This window comes from Actinomadura sp. 6K520 (genome assembly GCF_004349245.1).
GTDB lineage: Bacteria > Actinomycetota > Actinomycetes > Streptosporangiales > Streptosporangiaceae > Spirillospora.
Window position 1 is genome coordinate 1 of sequence record NZ_SMLC01000109.1, and the last position, 25,346, is coordinate 25,346.

Genomic DNA, 25,346 nt, shown 5'->3' on the forward strand with positions numbered 1-25,346 from the left:
CAACAACCCCCCCACCATCCCCCAAACACCCTCAATCAAGACAAATGCCCCAACCCCACAACACCCGATCACGAACGCCCACAAACACCAAAGCCATGCCCCCGCCGCAAGCCCACCCCACTCACTCCGACTCACCATGCACACAAGGACCAGAAAGAAACACCGCACCTAAAACGGACCAAAGAACACCGCACGGCGGCGATCGTACAAATCACCCGCTCAAGGAAAGGCCCACCAGGGCCCTGACCACCGAGGGCAGCCGCAACAAACATCGCGCGACCACCCCAGCCAACGCCGCAACCACCCTCAACCGTCGCAATCACGACCGACGCCAGGCTTCAAGCCCGCGAGAACCTGATCACGCAGCAGCCCCTGGGCGAGCCACAGCGACGCAGCCATCGCACGCAACACATTGCCCGCCACAGGAAAGGCGCCCCCGCCCCTGACACATTGGCCGCGTAATCACCACCGGCGACAGCACCAGCCACCAGCACAACAACCGCAACGTCCGCGATCGCGACCGAAGGCAGATTACGAGCCCGCGAGAAACCTGATGGCAAAGCGAGCCCTGGGCGAGCCACCCGCACCCACCCGCACCCCCGTTACCCGCAAAGCCCAGCCGACACCGCAACCCCGCAACAACCCCAACGCCTGCGATCGCGTCCGAAGGCAGGTTCCGGAGCCTGCGAGGAACCTGATCGCGCAGCGAGCCGCAAGGCGAGCCGGAGCGATGCAGCGATCGCGCGCATTGCCCGCCGAAGGAAGGCGCCCTAGCGCCTGACGCCAAGGGCAATGCAATGAACTAGTGCGCGGCTTCTTGCCAGGTTTGGCCTGTGCCCATGGAGACGCTCAGGGGGGCGTGTAGGTCGTAGGCGCCGGCCATTTCGGTGCTGACCAGGGTTTTGAGGGTTTCCAGTTCGCCCGGGGCCACTTCGAAGACGAGTTCGTCGTGGACCTGGAGGAGGATGCGGGAGGTGAGGCCGGCGGTGTTGATGGCGCGGTGGACGTTGAGGCCGGCGACCTTGATGATGTCGGCGGCCGAGCCCTGGATGGGGGCGTTGAGGGCCATGCGTTCGGCCATTTCGCGGCGCTGGCGGTTGTCGGAGTTGAGGTCGGGCAGGTAGCGGCGGCGGCCGAGGATGGTTTCGGTGTAGCCGTCCTGGCGGGCTTTGGCGACGATGTCGCGGAGGTAGTCGCGGACGCCGCCGAACTGCTCGAAGTACTCCTCCATGAGGCCACGGGCCTCGTCCGGGGAGATGCGGAGCTGCTGGGAGAGGCCGTAGGCGGACAGGCCGTAGGCGAGGCCGTAGTTCATGGCCTTGATGCGGGCGCGCAGTTCGCCGTCGATCTGCTCGGGTGGGAGGCCGAAAACGCGGGACGCGGTGATGGTGTGGAAGTCGGCGCCGGATCCGAACGCCTCAAGGAGTGCCTCGTCCTCCGAGAGGTGCGCCATGATGCGCAGCTCGATCTGGGAGTAGTCGGCGGTGAGGAGGGATTCGTAGCCGTCACCGACGACGAACGCCTCGCGGATCTGGCGGCCTTCGGCCGTGCGGATCGGGATGTTCTGCAGGTTCGGGTCGGTGGACGAGAGGCGGCCGGTCGCGGCGATCATCTGGTTGAACGTGGTGTGGATGCGCCCGTTGTCGTCGGCCATCGGGATGAGGGAGTCGACGATGCTCTTGAGCTTGGCGACCTCCCGCCAGCGCAGGATGTGCTCCAGGACGGGGTGGGGCTCCTTCTCCAGGAGGTTCGTCAGGGCCTCGGAGTCGGTGGTGTAGCCGGTCTTGGTGCGCTTGGTCTTCGGCAGGTTCAGCTCGTCGAACAGGACCTGCTGGACCTGCTTGGGCGAGCCGAGGTTGAACTCGCGCCCGACGGCGTTGTGGGCTTCCTGTTCCTGCTCCTTGACCTGGCCGCCGAGGGACGCCGACAGTCCCGCGAGGTGCTCGGTGTCGACCGCGATGCCGGCGCGCTCCATGTCGGCCAGCACGCCGACGAGCGGGAGTTCCACTTCTCTCAGGAGGCGGGTGGCGCCGCGCTTCTCGAGGTCCTTGTCGAGGACGTCGGCCAGTTCGGTGACGGCGCGCGCGCGGACCGCCAGGGCCTGCGCCGCCTCCTCTTCGCCCGAGCCGTCGAGGGTGAGCTGCCCCGACTCCTCGGTTTCGCTGCGCAGTTCGCGGTGGAGGTAGCGCAGCGCCAGGTCGGCGAGGTCGAACGTCCGCTGGCCGGGGAGCGCCAGGTAGGCGGCGAGGGCGGTGTCGCTGGTGACGCCGTGCAGGGTCATGCCGCGCGCCGCGAACGCCAGCATCGGGCCCTTCGCCTCGTGGATCGCCTTGGGCCGGGCGGGGTCGGCGAGGTAGGCGGCGAGGGCGCGCTCGTCGGCCTCGATCAGTTCCGCGGGGTCGAGGTGGACGGCCGGTCCCTTCTTGGACGCCAGCGCCACCGCGGTGATCTCCCCTGTGCCGCGCCCCCAGGTGCCGGTGACGGCGATGCCGAGCCGGTCGCCGGCGTTGGCGTCCAGCCAGCTGCCGAGCGCGCCGGGCTCCAGCGCGTCGAGTCCGACGTCGAAGCCCTCGTCGGCCTCGGGCTCGGCCGCCGAGAGCGTCGAGTACAGGCGTTCGCGCAGGACCCGGAACTGCAGCGAGTCGAACAGGGTGTGGATCTCCTCGCGGTCCCACTGGCCCATGGCCAGCTGCGGCGGCGTCAGCTCCAGCCCGACCTCGGCGTCGAGCTTGTTGATCTGGTGGTTGCGCAGGACCTGGGCGAGGTGCTCGCGCAGGTTGTCGCCGGCCTTGCCCTTGATCTCCTCCACCCGGGCGACGAGGGTGTCGAGGTCGCCGTACTTGGTCAGCCACTTCGCGGCGGTCTTCGGGCCGACGCCCGGCACGCCGGGCAGGTTGTCGCTGGTCTCCCCCACCAGGGCGGCCAGCTCGCGGTACCGCTGCGGCGGGACGCCGTACTTGGCCTCGACGGCGGCGGGGTCCATCCGCGACAGCTCCGACACGCCGCGGACCGGGTAGAGGATCGTGACGTCGTCGTCGACGAGCTGGAACGCGTCCCGGTCGCCGGTGACGATGAGGGTCTTCATCCCGGCGCGGGTGGCCTGGACCGCCAGCGTGGCGATGATGTCGTCCGCCTCGAACCCCGCGACCGACAGCCGCGGGATGCGCAGCGCGTCCAGCACCTCGAAGATCAGGCTGATCTGGCTGCGGAACTCGTCGGGCGTCTTCTGCCGACCCGCCTTGTACTCCACGTACTGCTCATGCCGGAACGTCGGCTCCGAGCGGTCGAACGCCACCGCGATGTGGGTGGGCTGCTCGTCCCGCAGGACGTTGATGAGCATGGACGTGAAGCCGTACACGGCGTTGGTCGGCTGCCCGTCGGTCGTGGAGAAGTTCTCCACGGGCAGCGCGAAGAACGCCCGGTAGGCCAGAGAGTGCCCGTCGAGCAGGAGGAGCCGGTCACTCTTGTCAGGGGTCGCTGCTGTCGTCGCCACACCAGGACTCTAGTCTGCGCGTACGACAGTTTTGTGGAGGCGTAAGTGACTGACACCCCGGGGCCGCAGCCCGCCGCCGACCCGACCGGCTTCGGACCGGACGCGTACGGCGACCTGGGCAAGGCCATGGGCATCGAGTTCCTGGAGGCATCGCCGGAACGCGTGGTGGGCCGCATGCCCGTCAAGGGCAACACCCAGCCGTACGGGCTGCTGCACGGCGGCGCGTCCTGCGTGCTGGCCGAGTCGATCGGCTCGACCGGCGCGGTGCTGCACGCCGGGCCCGGCCGCATCGCCGTGGGGATCGAGATCAACGCCACCCACCACCGGTCCGCGACCGGGGGCCATGTGACGGGCGTGGCGACCCGCACGCACGGCGGGCGGACGCTCGCCACCTACGACATCGTGATCACCGACGACGAGGACCGCCGCATCTGCACCGCGCGCCTCACCTGCATGCTGCGGGACGCTCCGGAAGGTTGATCCGCGCTTTCTTTGCGATGCGCGCCCCCGGGTCTGTAGCGTGGGTCGAAACAGGCCCGGGATCACCGAGTAGACAACGTACGCGCCGGTAAGGTGCGTACGGCCCCAAAGGTGATCCCGGGCCTCTTTTCGTCTTGCGATCACCGACTCGCATATTTCACAAAACGGTCACAACAGATCACGACTCGGCCGCAACCCCCACTCCCGTCTCCTCACGAACGTCCAGGTCAAGTAGCCTCCGTGGCACTGTACAAACGGACGCAAAGAGGCTGTCCACGGACATCTGGAGACGCCCATGCAAGGCGGCAGAAGGTTCCGCACCCTGGCACTCACCGCCGTTGCCGCGCTCGCCCTCGCGGCCTGCGGCGGCGGCGACGACGGCGGCGAGGACACCAACGCCGGCGGCGGCAAGAGCGACGGGGTGCTCAAGCTCGGCTACATCTTCCCCGAGAGCGGTGAGCTGGCCCACCTCGGCCCGCCCCAGGTCTCGGCGGCCAAGTACGCCATCTCGGAGATCAACAAGGCGGGCGGCGTGCTCGGCAAGCCGGTGCCCGAGGTCGTCGGGTCGGACGAGGGCGGCAAGGCCGAGATCGCCAACGCCTCCGTCGACCGCCTGCTCGGCCAGAAGGTCGACGGCATCGTCGGCGCGGCGGCCTCCGGCATGTCCCTCGCCGTGCTCGACAAGGTCAAGAGCGCGCAGAAGGTGCAGTGCTCGGGCTCCAACACGGCGCCGACCTTCACGGACTACAAGGACGACGGCTTCTACTTCCGCACCGCGCCGAGCGACGTGCTCCAGGGCCCGATCCTCGCCGACACCATCACCGGTGACGGCCACGCCAACATCGCCATCGCCTACCGCGGCGACGACTACGGCAAGGGCCTGGCCGAGGCGACCAAGGCGGCGCTGGAGAACGTGGGCGGCACCGTGCCGGTCATGGAGGCCTACGAGCCCAACACGACCAACTTCAACGCCACGGTCTCCAAGATCCGCGACGCCAAGCCGGACGCCGTCGTCATGGTCTCCTTCCAGGAGGGCGCCCAGCTCGGCACCAAGCTCATCGAGGCCGGCTTCAAGGCGAACCAGTTCTACAGCGCCGACGGCATGAAGGACGAGGAGATGGCGGAGCGCTTCTCCAAGAGCGACCCGTCCGTCATCGAGGGCTTCAAGGGCACCGGCCCCGCCTCCGTGGAGAACAAGACGTTCACCGACGGCCTGAAGGCGTTCGACCCCAAGCTGGAGGTCTTCCAGTACGCGCCGCAGGTCTACGACTGCGTCGTGGTGATGGCCCTGGCCGCCGAGACCGCCAAGACCGACGACCCCGCCGTCTTCAAGACGAAGATGAACGAGGTCACCAAGGGCGGCGAGAAGTGCACCACCTTCTCCCAGTGCCGTGACCTGATCAAGGACGGCAAGGACGTCGACTACGACGGCGCCAGCGGACCGCTCGACTTCACCGAGCCCGGTGAGCCCGGCTCCACCGAGATCGAGATCTACGAGTACAACGACAAGGGCAAGTTCGAGATCATCGACACCGTGCAGAGCAAGCCGGTGAGCTGACCTCGGCAGCGCGAAAGAAGGGCCCCGCCCGGGTCCGCGGGTTCTAATGATCCCCGCAACGCCCTGACCTTCAGGGAGTTGCGGGGATCATGGATTTTGCGGGCCTGAAGGCGGGGTTCTTCGAGGCACTGGACCGGGAGAGCGGCAGTACCTCGGGCCTCGGGGGGCTCTCGGGCAGTCGGGGTGAAGCGTGCCACGGCGTACTGTGGCACAGCCCCGCAGACCTCGAACACGTCGCCCAGCCACTCAACGGCCGACAACGCAAAACGCTCGGCTGGAGAACCCCAGCCGAGCGCCTGCGTGATCCACTGACGACCACATTGGCCATCAGGTGTTGCGAGGACCCCGAGAATCCGCCGATTCGGCCGGGGCCCTTTCCGTTTCCCTCCCGGGTCCGGGCCGGCGCCACCGCGCCGGCCCGGCCGGGCTCCGGTCAGTCGACCTTGGCGAGGGTGCCGAGGTACAGCTCGATGACCTTCGGGTCGTGCAGCAGTTCGGCGCCGGTGCCCGTGTAGGCGTTGCGGCCCTGGTCGAGCACGTAACCCCGGTCGGCGATCTGCAGGCAGCGCCGCGCGTTCTGCTCCACCATCACGATGGACACACCGCACGCGTTGATCTTCTTGACCTGCTTGAAAACCTCGTCCTGGAACTTCGGCGACAGACCCGCCGTCGGCTCGTCGAGCATCAGCACCGACGGGTCCATCATCAGCGCCCGGCCCATCGCCACCATCTGGCGCTCACCGCCCGACAGCGCGCCCGCCTTCTGCTTGCGCCGCTCACTCAGCAGCGGGAACAGCTCGCAGACGAACTCGAACCGCTTGGTCCACTGCTTCGGCCGCAGGTACAGCCCCATCTCCAGGTTCTCCTCGACACTGAGCGAGGGGAACACGTTCTGGGTCTGCGGCACGTACCCGACCCCCCGCGACACCAGCTCGTGCGCGGTGAGGTTCGTGATGGGCGAGCCCTTCAGCCGGATCGCCCCCGAACGGACCGGGATCAGCCCGAACATCGTCTTGATCAGCGTCGACTTGCCGGCACCGTTCGGCCCGATCACCGCCACGACCTCCCCCTCGGCGAGGGTGAGGTCGCAGCCGTTGAGGATGTTGACCTCGGGGATGTACCCCGAGACCACCTTCTCCGCCACCAGCAGGGGCTCCGGAGCGGCCTTCTCCGCCGCCCGGACGTCCTTCTCGGTCATCCGCTACTCCTTCGCCCCTGGCTCGTCGTACCTGGTTCCAAGGTAGGCGTCGATGACCGTCCGGTTGGAACGGATCTGCTCCGGCGGGCCCTCGGCGATCACCTGCCCCTGCGCCATGCAGACGACCCAGTCGCTGATGCCCATGACGACATCCATGTCGTGCTCCACGAACAGCACGGTCATGCCCTCGTCGCGCAACGCCCGGACGTGCCCGAGCAGCGACTGCGTCAACGCCGGGTTCACCCCGGCCATCGGCTCGTCCAGCATCACCATCGACGGGCCCACCATCAGCGCACGCGCCATCTCCAGCAGCTTCCGCTGACCGCCCGACAGCTCACCGGCGAACGAGTCGCGCATGTGCGCCAGCTTGAACCGGTCGAGCAGCTCCAGGGCGCGCTTCTCCTGCCCGCCCTCCTGCGGACGCCACAGCGGCGGCACCAGCGCGTTGAAGAAGTTCTCACCGCGCTGCCCGACCGCCGCCAGCTTCATGTTCTCCAGCACGGTCAGCCGCGTCAGCGCCTTCGTGAGCTGGAACGTCCGCACCATGCCGCGCCTGGCCATCTTGTGCGCGGCGAGCCCGGCCGCGGGACGGCCGTCGAACGACCACGTACCGCCATCCGCCCGGTCGAACCCGGTCAGCACGTTGAACAGCGTCGTCTTGCCCGCGCCGTTGGGGCCGATCAGCGAGGTGATCGTCCCGCGCTGGACCTCCAGGTGGCCGACGTCGACCGCCTTCAGCCCGCCGAACGCCCGGCTCACCCCGTCGGCGACGAGGATCGGATCCGGCTTGGCGATCCCCGGGGTCCCGGTGAGCCCGGCCAGTGCGGACTCCTTCGGCGGGACCGCCTCCTCCACCGCCTCCTCGGCCAGCTGCCGGGCCTCGACGATCTCGCTGTCGCCCAGCTCGGCGCCATCGCCCTCGACGCCGTGCGCGTCCTTCGGCTCATCGGTCACGGAGCAACATCTCCCTCCTGCTGCCGAGCACGCCCTGCGGCCGGTAGATCATGATCAGCATGAGCAGCAGGCCCACCACCGCGAAGCGCAGCGGGCCGATGTCCGACGACTCCAGGATGCTGTCGGAGATGTACCCCGCGCTGAGCGCCTGCCGAAGCGAGGTGTCCATCAGCACCAGCAGGAACCAGAACATCCACGCGCCGACGATCGGCCCGAGCACCCGCCCGGCCCCGCCCATCAGCAGCACCGTCCACAGGAAGAACGTGATCTCGGGGTTGAACGTGTCCGGCTGCACCGACTGGAAGCCGATCGCGAACATCACACCCGCCAGGCCGCCGATCACACCACCGAGCAGCAGGCTCTGGATCTTGAAGCCGAAGACGTTCTTGCCGAGCGCCCGGACCGCGTCCTCGTCCTCCCGGATCCCCTTGAGGACCCGGCCCCACGGGCTGTGCACCAGCAGGTACACCATGACCGCCACGACGGCGACCAGCGTCCAGCCCAGGAGCATCACCCACAGGTCACGGTCGGAGTAGGAGAACCGCCCCACCCCGTACGAGCCCGCCGGAATCGGATTGAGCTCGAAGAACGGGTTCGCGAACTGCTGCAGCCCGTACACGCTGCCCGTCACCTCGTTGGCGAACTCCGCCCGGTACACCAGGCGCATGATCTCCGCCGCCGCGATCGTCACGATCGCCAGATAGTCGCCCCGCAATCGCAGGGTCGGCAGGCCCAGCAGCAGCGCCAGCACCGCCGCGCACAGCAGGCCCACCAGCACGCCGACCCACATCGGCCAGCCGAACGTGCTCACACTGATCGCCAGGCCGTAGGCCCCCACCAGCATGAAGCCCACCTGGCCGAAGTTCAGCAGGCCCGTGTAACCGAAATGGACGTTGAGGCCGATGGCCGCCAGCGCGTACACCGCCGCCTCGGGGGCGAACGCCCCGCGGAGCGCGGAAAGGAGAATGTCGATGAAGTCCATGTGCCGCGCCCCCTATCCGACTCGTTCCGCGCGGCCCAGGATCCCCTGAGGCCGGAACAGGAGTACGAGGATGAGCACCACCAGCGCCCAAGCGTTCTGCAGCTCCACCGGAAGCCACAGCGTGGACACCTGCGCCACGATCCCCACGACCAGGCTCCCCGCGATCGCGCCGTACGCGGTGCCCAGCCCGCCGAGGATCACGGCGGCGAACATCAGCAGCAGCAATCGGAACCCCATGTTGAACGAGACGTTCTCACTGACGCCGTAGAAGACCCCGCCGAGCGACGCGAGGCCGCCCGCCAGCATCCACACGTACAAGATCACCCGGGAGACGTCGATGCCCGACGACTCCGCGAGGTCGCGGTTGTCGGCCACCGCCCGCATCGCCTTGCCGATGCGGGTGCGCTGCAGCCCGAGTCCCACCGCGACCAGCACCGCGAAGGAGATGACGATGATCGTCAGGTCCCGCGGCGTGATCGACAGCGGGCCCCACGTCAGCCGCTCCTGGATCTGGTAGTCGTTGTAGGGCTGCGCCGTCGCGCCGAACCACACCTGGACGCCGTGCCGGATCAGCAGGGCCAGGCCGATCGAGACGATGAACATCTGGATCAGCGCCACCCCGCGCCGCCGTAGTGGCTGCCAGATGCCCCGTTCGATGGCCCCTCCTATGCCGACCCCGGCGACCACCGCCACCAATGTCGCCGGCACCAGTTGCCAGGAGGGCCCCTGCAGGTTGAGGAACCAGGCGATCACCGCGCCCAGCGTCACCATCTCGCCGTGGGCGAAGTTCACCAGCTTGGTGGTGCCGAAGATCAACGAGAGACCGACCGAGGTGATCGCGATGATGGCGCCGAACCGCACGCCCTCCAGCAGCAACTGAAGGAACTTCTCTCCCGTTCCCGGGCCCGTGTCGGCCTGCGGGGCGCTCGGACCACCGTCCGCCCCCTGGCCGGCCTGGCCCTGGGCGGCCAGCGGGAACAGCACGTTCCGCTCCTGGCCCTCGGTCACCGAGATGCCGCTGAGGGCCTCGCCTCCTTGGCGGCGCGGGACCACCCCTTGCGGAAGGCTCCCGACGTCGAGGCTGACGTCGTAGCGCCCCGGACCGGGAACCTCGACGCGCCACTTGCCGTCGGCCCCGGTCGTGGCTTCGCCGACCTCCTTCTCGCCCTGTTGGACTTTGATCACGATGTCCGCGACCGGTTTGCGGTCGGGACCTCGCACCGTGCCTGCCAATGCCTCGCCCTCAGCCGCGAACGCCGCCGGGGTGACCAGCAGGATCGCGGCGAGCGCGAGCAGGGCGGCCGCCAGTGTTCGGCGCACACAGGCTCCTTTACTCGCACATCAGGAAATGTGTGGCGAGCGTAGCGAAGCACCGTTAAGGGGTCCGCCACGGGAGCGGAGTCGTGAACGAATCGTTCGCAGAACGTGACAGAACGGACTATCGTCAGCCCAGGTCAGGACGTTGCCGCTGGCGGGAGAGCTCCTCGACGACGGTATCGGCTACGGCACGCATCGTCAGGCGCCGGTCCATCGAGGCCTTCTGGATCCATCGGAACGCCTCCGGCTCGGACCACCCGTGGGCCTCCTGCAGCAGGCCCTTGGCCCGATCCACCACCTTGCGGGTCTCGAGCCGCTCCTGCAGCCCGGCGACCTCGGCCTCCAGGGCGCGCAGCTCGGTGTACCGGCTCACCGCCATCTCGATCGCGGGCGCGAGGTCGGTCTTGGAGAACGGCTTGACCAGGTAGGCCATCGCACCCGCGTCCGTGGCCCGCTGGACGAGTTCGCGCTGGGAGAACGCGGTGAGGATCACCACCGGCGCGATCCGGTCGGCGGAGATCCGCTCCGCCGCCGAGATCCCGTCCAGGATCGGCATCTTGACGTCCAGAATCACGAGGTCCGGCTTCAGTTCGCCGGCCAGCCGCACGGCCGCCTCGCCGTCCCCGGCCTCCCCGACGACCTCGTAGCCGTCCTCCTGAAGCATCTCCTTCAGGTCCAGCCTGATCAGGGCCTCGTCTTCCGCGATCACAACCCGCCGCGCGCTCTCCACGCCCAAGAGCCTACCGAAACCCGCTACCCTGGTCTGGGTCGCCCCTCACCGGGGCACCAAACTGGACATAGGGGACATGTCCAGATAGAAGCCGGGATGATGGAATTGGCAGACATTGATCCCTCAAAAGGATTTGTCCGAAAGGGCGTGCGGGTTCGAGTCCCGCTCCCGGCACCACTGACCAGCCCTCCCCCGTCGGTGACAAGGTGCGTCGATCAAGTAGCCCACCGCCAAGGGCGAGGAAGCCCAGGGTCACCGTTCCTGGCCACCTAGGGTGATCTTTCACGAACTTCAGGTGGTCGACGTCGACGCAACCGTGCGGGCTTGCATGACCCAACAACGCGTCAACCCGCCCGACGCTTGCTCAGTTCGGGCCTGACGCTCGCCGAAGTCCGCGTCGGACCGGGGTTCCGCTCGGTCGCGAGGTGGGATGCGGTGGCTCGGTCGGACGAGTTCGCGGGGCCGAAGTACTGAGCGGGCGGGGCGACGCCGGGCCTGGGAGTCGGTCAGGCCCGGCGTCGCCTCGATCTCCGTGGCCGGCTACTTCGCCGCGGTCTCGGAGGCCGTTTCCTCCTTCGGGCGCTGGCGGAAGTAGTCGCGGGTCTCCCGGTAGACGAGCGGGGACAGGATGAGCAGGCCGATCAGGTTGGGCAGCGCCATGAGGCCGTTCATCACGTCGGAGAAGGTCCAGACCGTGGTGAGCGTGGTCGTGGCGCCCACGTAGATGATCACGATGAAGAGGATCCGGTACGGCAGGACCGCCCTGCGGCCGAACAGGAACTCCACGCAGCGGTCCCCGTAGTACGACCAGCCGAGCAGCGTGGAGAACGCGAAGAAGATGACGCTCAGCGTGACGATGACGCTGGCCCAGTCGCCGGGCAGGCCCTCGTCGAACGCGCGGGCCGTGAAGGCGGCGGCCTCGTCCTCGCCGCCCTCCTTCCACACGCCGGTGATGACGATGGTCAGCGCGGTGAAGCTGACCACGACGAGGGTGTCGATGAAGGTCTGGGTCATCGACACCAGTGCCTGCCGCACCGGGTGGGTGGTCTTCGCGGCCGCGGCGGCGATGCCACCGGTGCCGAGACCGGACTCGTTGGAGAAGATGCCGCGGGCGACACCGTACTGGATCGCGGCGGCGACCCCGGCCCCGACGAATCCGCCGGTGGCGGCGGTGCCGGAGAAGGCGTCGGTGAAGATGGTGCCGAGCGCGCCGGGGATCTCGTCGATGTTGAAGGCCAGCACGGCCGCGGCGCCGACGATGTAGAGGACGATCATCACGGGCACGAAGGCGCTGGTGAAGCGGCCGATGCTCTTGATGCCGCCGAGGATGACCGCACCGGCGAACACGGTGATGATCACGCCGGTGATGACGGGGTCGAGGCCCCATTCCTCTTCGACGTTGGCGGCGACGGTGTTGGCCTGGGTCATGTTGCCGATGCCGAACGCGGCGAGGGCGCCGGCGACGGCGAAGAACCCGCCGAGGATCAGGCCGACCGGGCCCTTGATGCCCCGCCTGAGGTAGTGCATCGGGCCGCCGCCCTGCTCGCCGGCGGCGTCGGTGCGGCGGAAGCGCACCCCGAGGAACGCCTCGCTGTACTTGGTGGCCATGCCGACCATGCCGGTGACCCACATCCAGAGGACGGCGCCGGGGCCACCGAGGGCGATCGCCGTGGCGACACCGGCGATGTTGCCGACGCCGACGGTCGCGGCCAGGGCCGTGGACAGCGCCTGGTAATGCGTGATGTCGCCTTCCGCCTCCTTGTCGCTGCGCCCGAAGGCGAGCCGGAAGGCAAGGAGCAAGTGGCGGACCTGGAGGCCGCGCAGGAGGATGCTCAGGTAGAGGCCGGTGAGCAGGAGCAGCGGGATCAGGAGCCAGGGGCCCCAGATGAAGCTGCTGGCATCACCCAGAAATTCGTTGACGTCCATCACACCACCGATCAGGGGAACGGCTCGAACATCCGGACCGTAGGCGAGCGGCCGCCCCTTGAGAAGGGGGCGCGATCACCCGTTACGAGATCGTCTTTCCACATATCTCGGTCCTTGACCCTGGTGGGCCGCGTTTTCGGAGCGAGGTGGAAACGAGACCGGACGGTTACCCGGCCGGAGTGGGCCGGGCACCGCGCGAGGGTGCGGTTCGCGCGGTGCCCGGCGGGGCGGTCGGCCCGAATGGCCGGCCGGTGGGTGCCCGGCCGGCGCGGTGTCAGGTCTGGACGTTGATGGCGTCGCCGATGCTGTGGACGCGCAGCAGGTTGGTGGAGCCGGGGGTGCCGGGGGGCGAGCCGGCGACGACGACGACCTTGTCGCCCTTCTGGACGCGGCCGATCTCCAGGAGGGCCTGTTCGACCTGGCCGAACATGGCGTCGGTGTGGTCGGCGTGGGGGACGATGAACGTCTCGACGCCCCAGACGTGGGCGAGGCGGCCCCGGACGGCGGGGACGGAGGTGAAGGCGAGCAGCGGGATCGGCGAGCGGTAGCGGGACAGGCGGCGGGCGGTCTCACCGGACATGGTGAAGGCGGCGAGTGCCTCGGCGCCGACGATGGCGCCGACCTCGGCCGCGGCGCGGGCGATGGCGCCGCCGACGGTCTCGGGGATGCGTTCGAGGGTGTGGGTGGCCTGGAGTGCGGCCTGTTCGGCGGTCTGCACGATGCGGCTCATCGTGAGGACGGATTCGATGGGGTACTGGCCGACGCTGGTCTCGCCGGAGAGCATGACGGCGTCGGCGCCTTCGAAGACGGCGTTGGCGACGTCGGAGGTCTCGGCGCGGGTGGGGCGTGGCGCGGAGATCATGGATTCGAGCATCTGGGTCGCCACGATGACGGGGCGGGCCTTCTCGCGGCAGAGTTCGATGGCGCGTTTCTGGACCATCGGGACCTGTTCGAGGGGGAGTTCGACGCCGAGGTCGCCGCGGGCGACCATGATGCCGTCGAAGGCGGCGACGATCTCGGGGAGGAGTTCGACGGCCTGCGGCTTCTCGATCTTGCCGATGAGGGGGACGCGGACGCCTTCCTCTTCCATGATCTGGTAGCAGATGTCGGCGTCGTCGGGGGTGCGGACGAAGGAGAGGGCGACGAGGTCGACGCCGAGGCGAAGGGCCCAGCGGAGGTCTTCCTCGTCCTTCTCGGTGAGGGCGGGGACGCTGACGGGGACGCCGGGGAGGTTGAGGCCCTTGTTGTCGGAGACCATGCCGCCGACGGTGACGGTGGTCTGGACGCGGGAGCCGTCGACGGCGGTGACCTTGAGGGCGACACGGCCGTCGTCGATGAGGACGGCGTCGCCGGGTCCGACGTCGCCCGGCAGTCCCTGGTAGGTGGTGGAGACCTCGCGGCGGGTGCCGGGGACGTCGTCGGTGGTGATGGTGAACTCGTCGCCGAGCGTGAGGCGTACCGGTCCGTCGGGGAAACGGCCGATGCGGATCTTGGGGCCCTGCAGGTCCGCGAGGATGCCGACGCCGCGCCCGGTGGCGTCGGCGGCGGCCCTGATGCGGTGGTAGACCTCTTCGTGGACGGCATGTTCGCCGTGGCTCATGTTGAGCCGGGCGACGTCGATGCCGGCTTCGACGAGGGCGTTGATCTGCTCGGTGCTGGAGCAGGCCGGGCCGATGGTGCTGACGATCTTCGCTCGACGGGTCACGTGCACAACCGTACTTAGTTACCCGCGGGTACGGATATTCGTGCAGGACATGGTCGCCGGGGGTTCACCGATTGGTCTAGCTCAGAGGTCTAGACCACATGTGGCCTTCACCGCTTGAACGCCTCGACGGCGGCCCGGCAGAACGCCTTCAGGTCGTCCGGCTTCCTGCTGCTCACGAGCACGTTCGGCCCGTCCTCGCAGACCCGCACCTCCTCGTCCACCCAGGTCGCTCCCGCGTTGCGCAGGTCGGTCCGGACGCTCGGGAACGAGGTCATGGTGCGGCCGCGGACGACGTCGGCCTCGATGAGCGTCCACGGTGCGTGGCAGATGACCGCGACGGGCTTGCCCGCCTCGAAGAACGACCTGGCGAACTCCACGGCCTTCGGCTGCATGCGCAGGAAGTCCGGGTTGGCGACGCCGCCGGGCAGCACGAGGCCGTCGAACTCGGTGTGGTCGGAGACCTCGACGGTGGTGTCCACGGGAAAGGTGTCGGCCTTGTCCAGGTGGTCGAACGCCTGGAGGCGGCCGGACTGGGTGGACACCAGGCGGGGTGTGCCGCCGGCCTGCTCGACGGCCGCCCAGGGTTCGGTGAGCTCGATCTGCTCGGTGCCTTCCGGGGCGCACAGGAACGCGATGCTCTTGCCCTCAAGGTCCTTGCTCGCCATGGCTTTCCTCCAGTTATCGGTAATTATGTGGCCTTGCCCGGAAGAGCGGGTGGTATGCAGGAAAGGTGAACCCCACCGGCTATCGCGAGTACCAGGAGCCGGGGCTGGCGTGCGCGTGGACGGCGGCGCTCCCCCGGGACGCCGAGCCGTTCACGCAGCGTGTCGTGCCCGACGGGTGCGTGGACGTGATGTGGTCGGAGTCGGGGATCCTCGTGGCCGGGCCGGACACGGGGCCGATCCCGGCGACCGTGCGGCCGGGCGAGTCGACCGTGGCGGTCCGGTTCGGGCCGGGGACGGCGCCGCCGGTGCTGGGCGTCCCGGCGGACGCGATCCGGGACGGCCGGGTGCCGCTGCGGGACCTGTGGGGTGGGGAGGCCGACCGGCTGGCGGAGGCCGTCGCGGCGGCCCCCGACCGGCGCGGGGCGCTGGTGGCGGCGGTACGGGAGCGGATGCGTCCGGCGGACCCGGTGGTCCCGGTGGTGGTGGCGGGCCTCCGCGGGGGACCGGTGCGGGCCGGTGGCCCGGCCGGTGGTTCGGTGCGGGACGTGGCGGACCGGCTCGGCCTCAGCGAGCGGCAGCTCCGGCGGCGTTCCCTGGCGGCGTTCGGGTACGGGCCGAAGACGCTGCAGCGGGTGCTGCGGTTCCAGCGGGCGCTGCGGCTGGCGAGGGCGGGCGAGCCGCTGGCGGACGCGGCGTTCGCGGCGGGCTACGCCGACCAGGCGCATTTCGCGCACGAGGTGCGGGCGCTGGCGGGCGAGCCCGTCCGGAACCTGCTGTGAGCTAGGGCCTGAGCCTGCCGTAGGCGCGCAGCGTCCGCAGGTTCTCGACGGTGCTGAAGCCGCGCCATTCGGGGCGGGTGACCGGGGTCCAGCTGGGGAAGGCGATGTCCCAGCCACCGTCGTCGTGCCGGGCGTCGGCGAGGGCGTCGAGTTCGCGGTCGATGACGTCGGCGGTGAAGAGGCGGCGCCCGTATCCGCCCGGGTCCGGGGTGAAGTCGAGCGGGCCCTGGTGGTCGCTGTGCGCGTGGGCGCCGAGGGTGTCGTGGCGCCGGATGAATGCGGCTTCGGCGCGGTCGCGGTCGGGCACGTGGTCGAGGAAGGTCAGGACCGCGAGGACGTCGTAGGCTCCGGGTTCCGTGTCGGGGGCCTCCAGGTACCGCCAGCAGAATCCGGTGGCCGGCCCGAGCCAGGGGTGGTCCGACCCGGCCCGGTGGAGGAGCCCGGCGAGCGTCGCGGTCGGGTTGATGGCGCCTGGCGGGTCGTCGGGTGTCTGCCACCAGGGGGCGTGCGGGGTGTCGCGGACGGTCGGCAGGACGAACGGCACTCCCCCGTCGGCGCGGGTGATGGACGCCAGGTAGTCGCCGATGCGCGCGACGGCCGGGTCGTCGTCCGCCCCGGCCTCGTGCAGGAACTGCAGGGCGTGCTGCGCGGGGACGGGCTGGCTGCCTTCGCCGCGCAGGTCGGGTTCGAGCGCGTGCCCGTAGCCGCCGTCGGGGTTCTCGTACGGGCGCAGGGCCTGGAGGACGGGTCCGGCGGGCCCGCCCTGGAAGTGCAGGGCGAACCGGTGCCGGTCGATGAGGCGGCCGTTGCGCCGCATGAAGTCGGCGGCGCGGGTGAGGTCGGAGTCGTCCAGGACGTTCATGGACCCGACTGTAGGGCGGCCGCTCCCGGCCGGTCTTGCAGGAAACGGACACCTGTGATGGGGCGCGGTCGGTCCGGCCACCCCAGCGGTGGGTGGCCGGACCCCTGTTGTCCCGCGTGCGGGTGCGGGAGCCCGCGGCCCACGGCGGTGCGGCGGGCACCGTCCGGCGGCGGGCACCGCCCGCGGTCGCCGCGACGTGAACCGATGGCGGGACCGTAGCCGACCGGCCCCGAGACCACAAGTCGGACGCGGGGCCCGGCCGCCGGGCGGCGCAAGTCAGGAGACGCAGTCGCTCCAGGGCGCGGTCTCGTCGAGCTTCTCGAAGGGCTGGGTGAGGCTGTACCAGCAGCCGGAGTCGTCGCGGAAGACGGCTTCGATGCCGTAGGGGCGCTTCTCGGGCTTCTGCACGAACTCGACGCCCTTGGCGGACATGGCCTCGTAGTCGCCCTGGCAGTCGTCGGTGGTGAACGCCCCGGCGCCGAGGACGCCCTTGGCGATGAGCGCCTTCATCTGCGCCGCGGACTCGGGGTCCATGCTGGGAGGGCCGGGCACCATGAGGGTGAGGCTGAGGTCGGGCTGCTGCCCGGCGCCGAGGGTGAGCCAGCGCATACCGCCCTCGCCGAGGGTCATGTCGTCACGGACCTCCAGGCCGAGCTTCTCGGTGAAGAACCGCTTCGCCGAGTCCTGGTCGAGCACCCAGACCGTGGCCAGCCCCAGCTTCGTGATCATGCTGTTCCCCCTTCTGATCAGGTGTTTCGTCCACCCTAGGAGGGCGTGCGCGGGGCGGCCTTCTCGATAATTGCGCAGTGCGGGGACCGTCCGCGCGGAAGCCGCCCGCCCACAGCAGCACGAAGCAGCCGGGGATCGCGGCGGCGCCGGCGGTGCGGGCGCGCCCGCGGAACTCGGTGGGCGTCATCCCGACCTGCTGCTTGAACCGGGTGCAGAACGTGCCGAGACTGGAGAAGCCGACGAGCATGCAGATCTCGGTGACGGTGAGGTTCGCGTTGCGCAGCAGGTCCTGGGCGCGTTCGATGCGGCGGCGGGCGAGGTAGGCGCCGGGCGTCTCGCCGTAGACCTCGCTGAACAGCCGGACGAAGTGGTAGCGCGAGTAGCCCGCGCGGGCGGCGACGGTGGCGACGTCGAGGGGTTCGGCCCAGTCGCGGTCCATGGTGTCCCGGGCCAGCCGCATGCGGCGCAGCAGCTCCGTGTCCAGGGTGGACGGCGCGGTTCCCATGCGTCGATGCTGGCACATCGAAGGCCCTGAAGGCAGTGCGCCTCCAGGGCCTTCGGGCTTTCTGGGCTTTCTGGGCTTTCTGCGCCTTCGACTCAGGCGATCGGGCGTGCCGTGGGCGGGATCGGGTACGGCAGGTCGGTGCGGCCCGTGAGGTAGGCGTCGACGCCGTGCGCGGCGGCGCGTCCCTCCGCGATGGCCCACACGATCAGGGACTGGCCGCGGCCCATGTCCCCGGCGGCGTACACACCGTCCACCGAGGTCTTGTAGTCGGCGTCGCGGACGACGTTGCCGCGCTGGTCGAGGTCGACGCCGAGCTGTTCGAGGAGTCCCTCGCGCTGCGGGCCGAGGAAGCCCATGGCGAGGGTGACCAGCTCGGCCGGGATCTCCCGCTCGGTGCCCTCGACGGGCTGGAAGCGGGTCTCCGGGCCGCCGACCTCCACGATCCGCAGGCCGCGGAGGTTGCCGTCCCCGTCCCCGACGAACGCGGTGGTGGACACGGCGTAGACGCGGTCGCCGCCCAGGTCCGCGAGTTCCTCGTGGGCGCTCTCCACCTTGAACAGCATCGGGTAGGTCGGCCACGGCTGGCTGTCGGGGCGGGACTCCGGCGGACGCGGCATGATCTCCAGCTGGGTGACCGAGGCGGCGCCCTGCCGGACCGCGGTGCCGATGCAGTCGGCGCCGGTGTCGCCGCCGCCGATGACCACGACGTGCTTGCCCCGCGCGGAGATCGGCGACTCCGCGTAGTCGCCCTCCTGCGCCCGGTTGGCCGGGGGCAGGTACTCCATCGCCTGGTAGACGCCGTTGAGCTCGCGTCCGGGGACGGGCAGGTCGCGCCAGGCGGTGGCGCCGCCGGCGAGGACGACGGCGTCGTGCCGGGCGCGCAGGTCGTCGGCGCTGACGTCGACGCCGATGTTCACCGAGGTCTTGAAGTCGGTGCCCTCGGCGCGCATCTGGGCGAGGCGCCGGTCGAGGTGCCGCTTCTCCATCTTGAACTCGGGGATGCCGTAGCGGAGCAGGCCGCCGATCCGGTCCGCGCGCTCGTAGACGGTGACGTCGTGGCCGGCGCGGGTGAGCTGCTGGGCGGCGGCGAGGCCGGCGGGCCCGGAGCCGACGACCGCGACGGTCTTCCCGGTCTTGACGGCGGGCGGCCGCGGGCGCACCCAGCCCTCCGCGAACGCCCGGTCGATGATCTCGACCTCGACCCGCTTGATGGTGACCGGGTCCTGGTTGATGCCGAGGACGCAGGCGCTCTCGCACGGTGCCGGGCACAGCCTCCCGGTGAACTCCGGGAAGTTGTTGGTGGCGTGGAGGCGCTCGATGGCCTCCTGCCAGTCCCGCCGGTGGACGAGGTCGTTCCACTCGGGGATGAGGTTGCCGAGCGGGCAGCCCTGGTGGCAGAACGGGATGCCGCAGTCCATGCAGCGGCTCGCCTGCTTCTCCAGCCGGTCGCGGCCGAAGTCCTCGTAGACCTCGGACCAGCTTCTGATGCGCACGTCGACGGGGCGCCGCTTCGGGAGCTCCCGCCCGACGGTCAGGAAACCCTTCGGGTCAGCCATAGGGAAGTCCCCCTCTCTCAGCTCTGCGCCGCGGCCATGACGGCCTCGTCGACGTCGCGCCCCTCGGCCTCGGCCTTGGCCATGGCGTCGAGGACGCGCCGGTAGTCCCTGGGCATGATCTTGGTGAAGCGGGCGGCCGCGGTGTCCCAGCCGTCCAGCAGGCGGCGCGCGACCGGCGAGTCCGTCTCGGCCAGGTGCCGGGCGACCAGGTCCCGGACGAAGCCGAGGTCGTCGGCGTCGAGGGGTTCCAGGTCGACCATCTCGCCGTTGACCCGCTCGGGCACCAGGTCCAGGACGTAGGCGATGCCGCCGGACATGCCGGCCGCGAGGTTGCGTCCCGTGCGGCCGAGGATCACCGCGCGGCCGCCGGTCATGTACTCGCAGGCGTGGTCGCCGACGCCCTCGACGACGGCGGTGGCGCCGGAGTTGCGGACGCAGAACCGCTCGCCGACGATGCCGCGGGCGAACAGCTCGCCGGACGTGGCGCCGTACAGGATGACGTTGCCGCCGATGATCTGCTCCTCGGCGGCGAATCCCGCGTCGGCGGGCGGGCGCAGCGTGAGCCGCCCGCCGGACAGGCCCTTGCCGACGTAGTCGTTGGCGTCGCCGACCAGCCGCAGCGTGATGCCGTGCGGCACGAACGCGCCGAACGAGTTGCCCGCCGAGCCGGTGAACGTGACGTCGATGGTGTCGTCGGGCAGGCCCGCCCCGCCGTGCCTCCTGGTCAGCTCGTGGCCGAGCATCGTGCCGACCGTCCGGTTGACGTTGCGGATCGGGAGGTCGAGCGTGACCTTGTCGCCGAACGCGAGCGCGCCCTCGGCGAGCTGGATGAGCGTGTTGTCCAGGGCCTTCTCCAGGCCGTGGTCCTGCTCGGTGACGCGGTGGAGGGCGGCGCCCTCGGCGCGTCCCGGCATGTGCAGGATCGGGCTGAGGTCCAGCCCGGACGCCTTCCAGTGCTCGACGGCGTCGCGGGTGTCGATCATCTCGACGTGCCCGATCGCCTCGTCCAGCGACCGGAACCCGAGGGCCGCCAGATGCTCGCGGACCTCCTCGGCGACGAACTCGAAGAAGTTCACGACGAACTCGGGCTTGCCGCTGAACCGCCGCCGCAGCACGGGGTTCTGGGTGGCGACGCCGACCGGGCAGGTGTCCAGGTGGCAGACCCGCATCATGACGCAGCCCGACACGACCAGCGGCGCGGTCGCGAAGCCGTACTCCTCGGCGCCGAGCAGCGCCGCGATGATCACGTCCCGGCCGGTCTTCATCTGCCCGTCGGTCTGCACGACGATGCGGTCGCGCAGCCCGTTCAGCAGCAGCGTCTGCTGGGTCTCGGCGAGGCCGAGCTCCCACGGTGTGCCCGCGTGCTTGAGGGAGGTCAGCGGGGACGCGCCGGTGCCGCCGTCGTGCCCGGAGATCAGGACCACGTCGGCGTGCGCCTTGGACACCCCGGCCGCGACCGTGCCGACGCCCATCTCGGCGACGAGCTTGACGTGCACGCGCGCCGACGGGTTGGCGTTCTTCAGGTCGTGGATGAGCTGCGCGAGGTCCTCGATGGAGTAGATGTCGTGGTGCGGCGGCGGCGAGATGAGGCCGACGCCGGGGGTGGAGTGCCGGGTCTTGGCGATCCACGGGTAGACCTTGTGGCCGGGCAGCTGGCCGCCCTCGCCGGGCTTGGCGCCCTGCGCCATCTTGATCTGGATGTCGTCGGCGTTGGTGAGGTACTCGGAGGTGACGCCGAACCGGCCGGACGCGACCTGCTTGATGGCGCTGCGGCGCAGGTCGCCGTTGTCGTCGGGGGTGAAGCGCGCCGGGTCCTCGCCGCCCTCGCCGGTGTTGGACTTGCCGCCCAGCCGATTCATCGCGATCGCGAGGGTCTCGTGCGCCTCGGCGGAGATGGATCCGTAGGACATCGCGCCGGTCGAGAACCGCTTGACGATCTCCGCGGCGGGCTCGACCTCGTCGATCGGCACCGGCGGGCGCTCGCCGTCCTTCAGCCGGAACAGGCCGCGGAGGGTCATCAGCTGCTCGGCCTGCGAGTCGACCTTGGCGCTGTACTCCTTGAAGATCTCGTAGCGGCGGGTGCGGGTGGCGTGCTGCAGCTTGAACACCGTGTCCGGGTTGAACAGGTGCGGCTCGCCCTCGCGGCGCCACTGGTACTCGCCGCCGACGTCGAGGGTCCGGTGCGGCAGCTCGTTGCCGCCCGCCGGGTAGGCGCGGGCGTGCCGCGCGGCGACCTCGCGGGCCAGCACGTCGAAGCCGACGCCGCCGAGCCGGGACGTGGTGCCGGTGAAGCAGCGGGACACGACGTCCTCGCCGAGGCCGATCGCCTCGAAGATCTGCGCGCCGGTGTAGGACGCGACCGTGGACACGCCCATCTTCGACATGATCTTCAGGACGCCCTTGCCGAAGCCCTTCACCAGGTTCCGGGCGGCCTGCTCCGCCGGGAGGCCCTCGATGACGCCGCCGCGGACGAGGTCCTCGACGGTCTCGATCGCGAGGTACGGGTTGATCGCGGACGCGCCGTACCCGATGAGCAGCGCCATGTGGTGGCACTCGCGGGCCTCGCCGGTCTCGATGACCAGCCCGACCCGCGTGCGGGTCTTCTCCCGGATCAGGTGGTGGTGGACGGACCCGGTCAGCAGCAGCGACGGGATCGCGGCGCGGGCCGAGTCGGCGCCGCGGTCCGACAGCACGATGATGCGGGCGCCGGCGTCGATGGCGCGGCTCACCTCGGAGTTGATCTCCTCCAGGCGGGCCTCCAGGGCCTCTCCCCCGCCGGCGACGTCGTACAGCCCGTGCACGACGTGGGCGTGCAGGTGCGGCAGCGACCCCTCGTCGTCGATGTGGATGATCTTGGAGAGTTCGTCGTTGTCCAGGATCGGGGTGGGCAGCACGAGCCGGCGGCAGGAGTCCGGGCCGGGCTCCAGGAGGTTGCCCTCCGGGCCGAGCGTGGACTGCAGGGAGGTGACCAGCTCCTCGCGGATCGCGTCCAGCGGCGGGTTCGTGACCTGCGCGAACTGCTGCTTGAAGTAGTCGAACAGCAGCCGCGGGCGCTCGGACAGCACCGCGATCGGGGTGTCGGTGCCCATCGACCCGATCGGCTCGGCGCCCGTCCGCGCCATCGGCGTCAGGATGATCCGCTGCTCTTCGAGGGTGTAGCCGAACGTCTGCTGCCGCCGGACGAGCGTCTCGTGCGTCGGGATCTCCCGCTCGCGCCGCGGCAGCTCCTCGAACCGGACCAGGCCCTCGTGCAGCCAGTCGCCGTACGGATGCTCGGCGGCGAGTTCGGCCTTGACCTCGTCGTCCTCGACGATCCGCCCGGCTTCGGTGTCCACCAGGAAGATCTTGCCGGGCTGCAGCCGCCCCTTGCGGACGACCTTGGACGCGGGGATGTCGAGCACGCCCGCCTCGCTGGCGAGGACCACGAGCCCGTCGTCGGTCACCCAGTACCGGCCGGGGCGCAGCCCGTTGCGGTCCAGGACGGCGCCGACGACGGTGCCGTCGGTGAAGCTGACGCTGGCGGGCCCGTCCCACGCCTCCATCAGGGTGGAGTGGAACTCGTAGAAGGCGCGGCGGTCGGCGTCCATCTCGGCGTGGTTCTCCCACGCCTCGGGGATCATCATCAGGACCGCGTGCGGCAGCGACCGGCCGCCGAGGTGCAGCAGCTCCAGGCACTCGTCGAACGACGCCGTGTCGCTGGCCTCGATGTCGATCACCGGGTAGACGCGGGACAGGTCCCCGGGGATCAGGTCGGACTTCAGCAGCGCCTCGCGGGCCCGCATCCAGTTCCGGTTGCCCTTCACCGTGTTGATCTCGCCGTTGTGGGCGATGAACCGGTACGGGTGGGCCAGTTCCCAGGCGGGGAAGGTGTTGGTCGAGAACCGCGAGTGCACCAGCGCGATCGCGCTGGTGAACCGGCGGTCCGACAGGTCGGGGAAGAACGGTTCCAGCTGCGGGGTCGTCAGCATCCCCTTGTAGACGATCGTCCGGCTGGACAGGCTCGGGAAGTAGACCCGGACGTCCTGCTCGGCGCGCTCACGCATGCAGAACACGACGCGGTCCAGCTCAAGGCCGGTCTTGCCCGCGTGCGGGCCGCCTTCGGCGGCGGCGACGAACAGCTGCGCGAAGTGCGGCATGACGCGGCGCGCGGCCGGGCCGGTGAAGCCGGGGTCGTGCGGCAGTTCCCGCCAGCCGAGGACCGTCAGGCCCTCCTCGGCGCAGAGCGTCTCGACGTGGGCGACCACCCGGGCGCGCTCATCGCCGTCGGCGGGCAGGAACGCGATGCCGGCCGCGTAGCCGCCCGCCCCGGGGAGCGCGAAGTCGCAGACGTCGCGGAAGAACGCGTCCGGGAGCTGGACGAGGATGCCGACGCCGTCGCCGTCGTCGGGCTCGGCGCCCACCGCCCCGCGGTGGTCGAGGTTCCGCAGGACCGTCAGGGCGTTCTGCACGATGTCGTGGCTCTTGCGGCCGTGCAGGTCCGCCACCATCCCGACGCCGCAGGCGTCGTGCTCGTGCACCGGGTCGTACAGCCCTTGCGGTCCGGGCCGGCCGTCGCCGGCAACAGATGTGCGGGCATCAGGTGTGAAGGCGGCAGCAGCCATCAACCCTCCCGTCGTCGTCGTGTCACTGCTGGTGTCAGTGCAGTCCGGGACGGCGTTGGCCCTTCTGCGGTGAGATGACATTACATCACTGCCGGGATCATGCCCGAGTGTCACAGATCGTGAAACTTCCGGGCGGCGATCGGCGGGAGCGTCATCGCACAGTGGTTTAGACCAGGTTACCCGCTCGATCCCCGGTGAAAAGGGCCGCGGCCGCGGTGACGATCATCACCCGGCCGATCCGGTTTACCGAAAAATTGCGTGCCGCGGTCAGTCCGAGGCGCGGGCGGCGCGGCCCAGCACGGCCGGGTTCTTTCCGCCCTCGATCAGCAGCGACAGCAGCGTCTCGTCCTTGGCGTCGCCCTTGCCGTCCAGGCGCTGCGCCCACGTGACCACGGCGAAATGCCCCATGGCCAGGCCGCGCGCCATCCCGAACCCGCGGCCGAAGTCGTCCAGCGGGGCGGGTGCCTCCAGCGGCCGGACGAAGCCCGCGCCGATGGTGTTCTCCAGCGACGCGACGAACCGGTCCGCCTCCGCCGACCCGGAGAGGTTGAACACCGCGACGGCCAGCCCGTAGCCGTTCCGGGTGTCGGAGTAGAGGCCGCGCGCCGCCTGCGTGCATCCGCCCTCGCCGAGCACCTCGCCCACGGTCGCGCCCCACACGGCGTCGGCGCAGTCGCCGTCCAGGCGCTTGGTGCGCAGCTTGACCCGCACTTCCCCGTCCGGAACCGCCACCTTGGCGGCCGAGGCGGGGAACGCCTCCTCGATCGTCAGCGGCTCGGGGTCCGCCTTGCGGGACGCGATGCCCGAGTACGCCGACGCCGACGCCGAGCTGGAGTAGGAGGCCGGTGAGAGACCCGTCCCCGCCGGTGTCCCGATCCGCGCGCCGGCCGCGTCACCCGCGCCGGGCCGCTCGTCACCGCCGCGGAACACGAACACCGCCCCCAGGCCGAGCAGGACGGCCAGCCCGAGCACGGCGGCCGCACCGAAGTAGAGCTTCGGCCCCTTCCCGCCCGGCGCGTCCTTCGGCTTCCCCGCCTGCGACCGCGCCGCGGACCGGGCGGGGGGTCTTCCCGCCCCTCCGGGCCGCTTCGCCTTCTTGCCCGCCTTCTTGCCCGCCTTCTTGCCCTTCCCCCCGGGGCCGCCCTCATCGGGATACGACGCGGCCCCCTCGCGGTAGCCCCGCGGGACGTTCCGGGAGGGCGGCGGTTCGCCGTGGCTCAGGGCGGCGCGGACGGCCGGTGGCCCGGTGGGGCCGTGGTGGCCGTGGTGACCGGGGGGTTCGTGGTAGGCGGGGTCGTCCTCGTAC

At 70.2% G+C, this 25,346-nt stretch carries 18 protein-coding genes and 1 tRNA gene; 4 read left to right on the plus strand and 15 right to left on the minus strand.

Translation table 11 applies throughout. From position 1 onward, the window contains the following. Positions 1-802: 802 nt before the first annotated feature. On the minus strand, positions 803-3,493 hold the full coding sequence (gene polA / locus E1289_RS25050; RefSeq protein WP_131984261.1) for a DNA polymerase I: 2,691 nt from the start codon (positions 3,491-3,493) through the stop codon (positions 803-805). 126 nt (positions 3,494-3,619) lie between these two features. Here polA and E1289_RS25055 point away from each other — a divergent pair, with 126 nt between their 5' ends. Next, the gene (locus E1289_RS25055) at positions 3,620-3,973 is read left to right on the plus strand and encodes a PaaI family thioesterase (protein ID WP_243713124.1); all 354 of its coding nucleotides are present in this window, start codon (positions 3,620-3,622) and stop codon (positions 3,971-3,973) included. 295 nt (positions 3,974-4,268) lie between these two features. After that, positions 4,269-5,531 carry an ABC transporter substrate-binding protein gene (locus E1289_RS25060; protein ID WP_131984263.1) on the plus strand — a complete coding sequence of 421 codons (1,263 nt, stop codon included), beginning with the start codon at positions 4,269-4,271 and terminating at the stop codon, positions 5,529-5,531. Positions 5,532-5,964: 433 nt separating this feature from the next. Here the strand turns inward: E1289_RS25060 and E1289_RS25070 are convergent, their stop codons facing one another. From E1289_RS25070 to E1289_RS25090, 5 genes are all read right to left on the minus strand, one after another. Then, the gene (locus E1289_RS25070) at positions 5,965-6,729 is read right to left on the minus strand and encodes an ABC transporter ATP-binding protein (protein ID WP_131984267.1); all 765 of its coding nucleotides are present in this window, start codon (positions 6,727-6,729) and stop codon (positions 5,965-5,967) included. Between the two features lie 3 nt (positions 6,730-6,732). Continuing rightward, positions 6,733-7,551 (minus strand): ABC transporter ATP-binding protein, encoded by an 819-nt coding sequence (locus tag E1289_RS25075; protein ID WP_131984288.1) that lies wholly within the window; start codon positions 7,549-7,551, stop codon positions 6,733-6,735. 121 nt (positions 7,552-7,672) lie between these two features. Beyond that, on the minus strand, positions 7,673-8,665 hold the full coding sequence (locus E1289_RS25080; protein ID WP_131984268.1) for a branched-chain amino acid ABC transporter permease: 993 nt from the start codon (positions 8,663-8,665) through the stop codon (positions 7,673-7,675). Between the two features lie 12 nt (positions 8,666-8,677). Further along, on the minus strand, positions 8,678-9,985 hold the full coding sequence (locus tag E1289_RS25085; RefSeq protein WP_131984270.1) for a branched-chain amino acid ABC transporter permease: 1,308 nt from the start codon (positions 9,983-9,985) through the stop codon (positions 8,678-8,680). Positions 9,986-10,109: 124 nt separating this feature from the next. Further along, positions 10,110-10,712: a response regulator gene (locus E1289_RS25090; RefSeq protein ID WP_279487624.1), complete on the minus strand. Its 603-nt coding sequence runs from the start codon at positions 10,710-10,712 to the stop codon at positions 10,110-10,112. Positions 10,713-10,802: 90 nt separating this feature from the next. On the opposite strand from E1289_RS25090, the gene E1289_RS25095 reads away from it, so the two are divergent. Further along, positions 10,803-10,889 (plus strand) — tRNA-Leu (locus E1289_RS25095). Between the two features lie 363 nt (positions 10,890-11,252). Here E1289_RS25095 and E1289_RS25100 read toward each other — a convergent pair. The 3 genes from E1289_RS25100 to E1289_RS25110 form a co-directional block, all read right to left on the minus strand. Further along, complete coding sequence (locus E1289_RS25100; protein WP_207929132.1) at positions 11,253-12,638, minus strand: sodium:alanine symporter family protein; 1,386 nt, start codon at positions 12,636-12,638, stop codon at positions 11,253-11,255. Positions 12,639-12,912: 274 nt separating this feature from the next. Next, positions 12,913-14,343, minus strand: coding sequence for a pyruvate kinase (gene pyk / locus E1289_RS25105; protein WP_131984274.1), 1,431 nt, complete (start codon positions 14,341-14,343; stop codon positions 12,913-12,915). A gap of 107 nt (positions 14,344-14,450) precedes the next feature. After that, positions 14,451-15,008, minus strand: coding sequence for a type 1 glutamine amidotransferase domain-containing protein (locus E1289_RS25110; protein ID WP_131984276.1), 558 nt, complete (start codon positions 15,006-15,008; stop codon positions 14,451-14,453). A 65-nt stretch (positions 15,009-15,073) separates the two neighbouring features. Between E1289_RS25110 and E1289_RS25115 the strand changes: the two genes are divergently transcribed. Then, positions 15,074-15,787, plus strand: a complete 714-nt coding sequence (locus tag E1289_RS25115) for a helix-turn-helix domain-containing protein (protein WP_243713123.1) — start codon at positions 15,074-15,076, stop codon at positions 15,785-15,787. Between the two features lies 1 nt (position 15,788). Here the strand turns inward: E1289_RS25115 and E1289_RS25120 are convergent, their stop codons facing one another. The 6 genes from E1289_RS25120 to E1289_RS38360 form a co-directional block, all read right to left on the minus strand. Then, entirely contained in the window at positions 15,789-16,649 is an 861-nt protein-coding gene (locus E1289_RS25120; RefSeq protein WP_131984278.1) for a hypothetical protein, read from the minus strand. A gap of 276 nt (positions 16,650-16,925) precedes the next feature. Further along, a complete protein-coding gene (locus tag E1289_RS25125) occupies positions 16,926-17,378 on the minus strand; it encodes a VOC family protein (RefSeq protein WP_131984280.1) in 453 nt (150 codons plus the stop codon). After that, positions 17,284-17,883, minus strand: a complete 600-nt coding sequence (locus tag E1289_RS25130) for a helix-turn-helix transcriptional regulator (protein WP_207929133.1) — start codon at positions 17,881-17,883, stop codon at positions 17,284-17,286. The genes E1289_RS25125 and E1289_RS25130 overlap by 95 nt, the downstream gene beginning before the upstream one ends. Positions 17,884-17,975: 92 nt before the next feature. Further along, positions 17,976-19,439 carry a glutamate synthase subunit beta gene (locus tag E1289_RS25135; RefSeq protein ID WP_131984282.1) on the minus strand — a complete coding sequence of 488 codons (1,464 nt, stop codon included), beginning with the start codon at positions 19,437-19,439 and terminating at the stop codon, positions 17,976-17,978. A 17-nt stretch (positions 19,440-19,456) separates the two neighbouring features. Next, positions 19,457-24,040, minus strand: a complete 4,584-nt coding sequence (gene gltB, locus E1289_RS25140; RefSeq protein ID WP_131984284.1) for a glutamate synthase large subunit — start codon at positions 24,038-24,040, stop codon at positions 19,457-19,459. 267 nt (positions 24,041-24,307) lie between these two features. Beyond that, a partial coding sequence (locus E1289_RS38360; RefSeq protein WP_165970599.1) for a hypothetical protein occupies positions 24,308-25,346 on the minus strand: 1,039 nt, incomplete at its 5' end.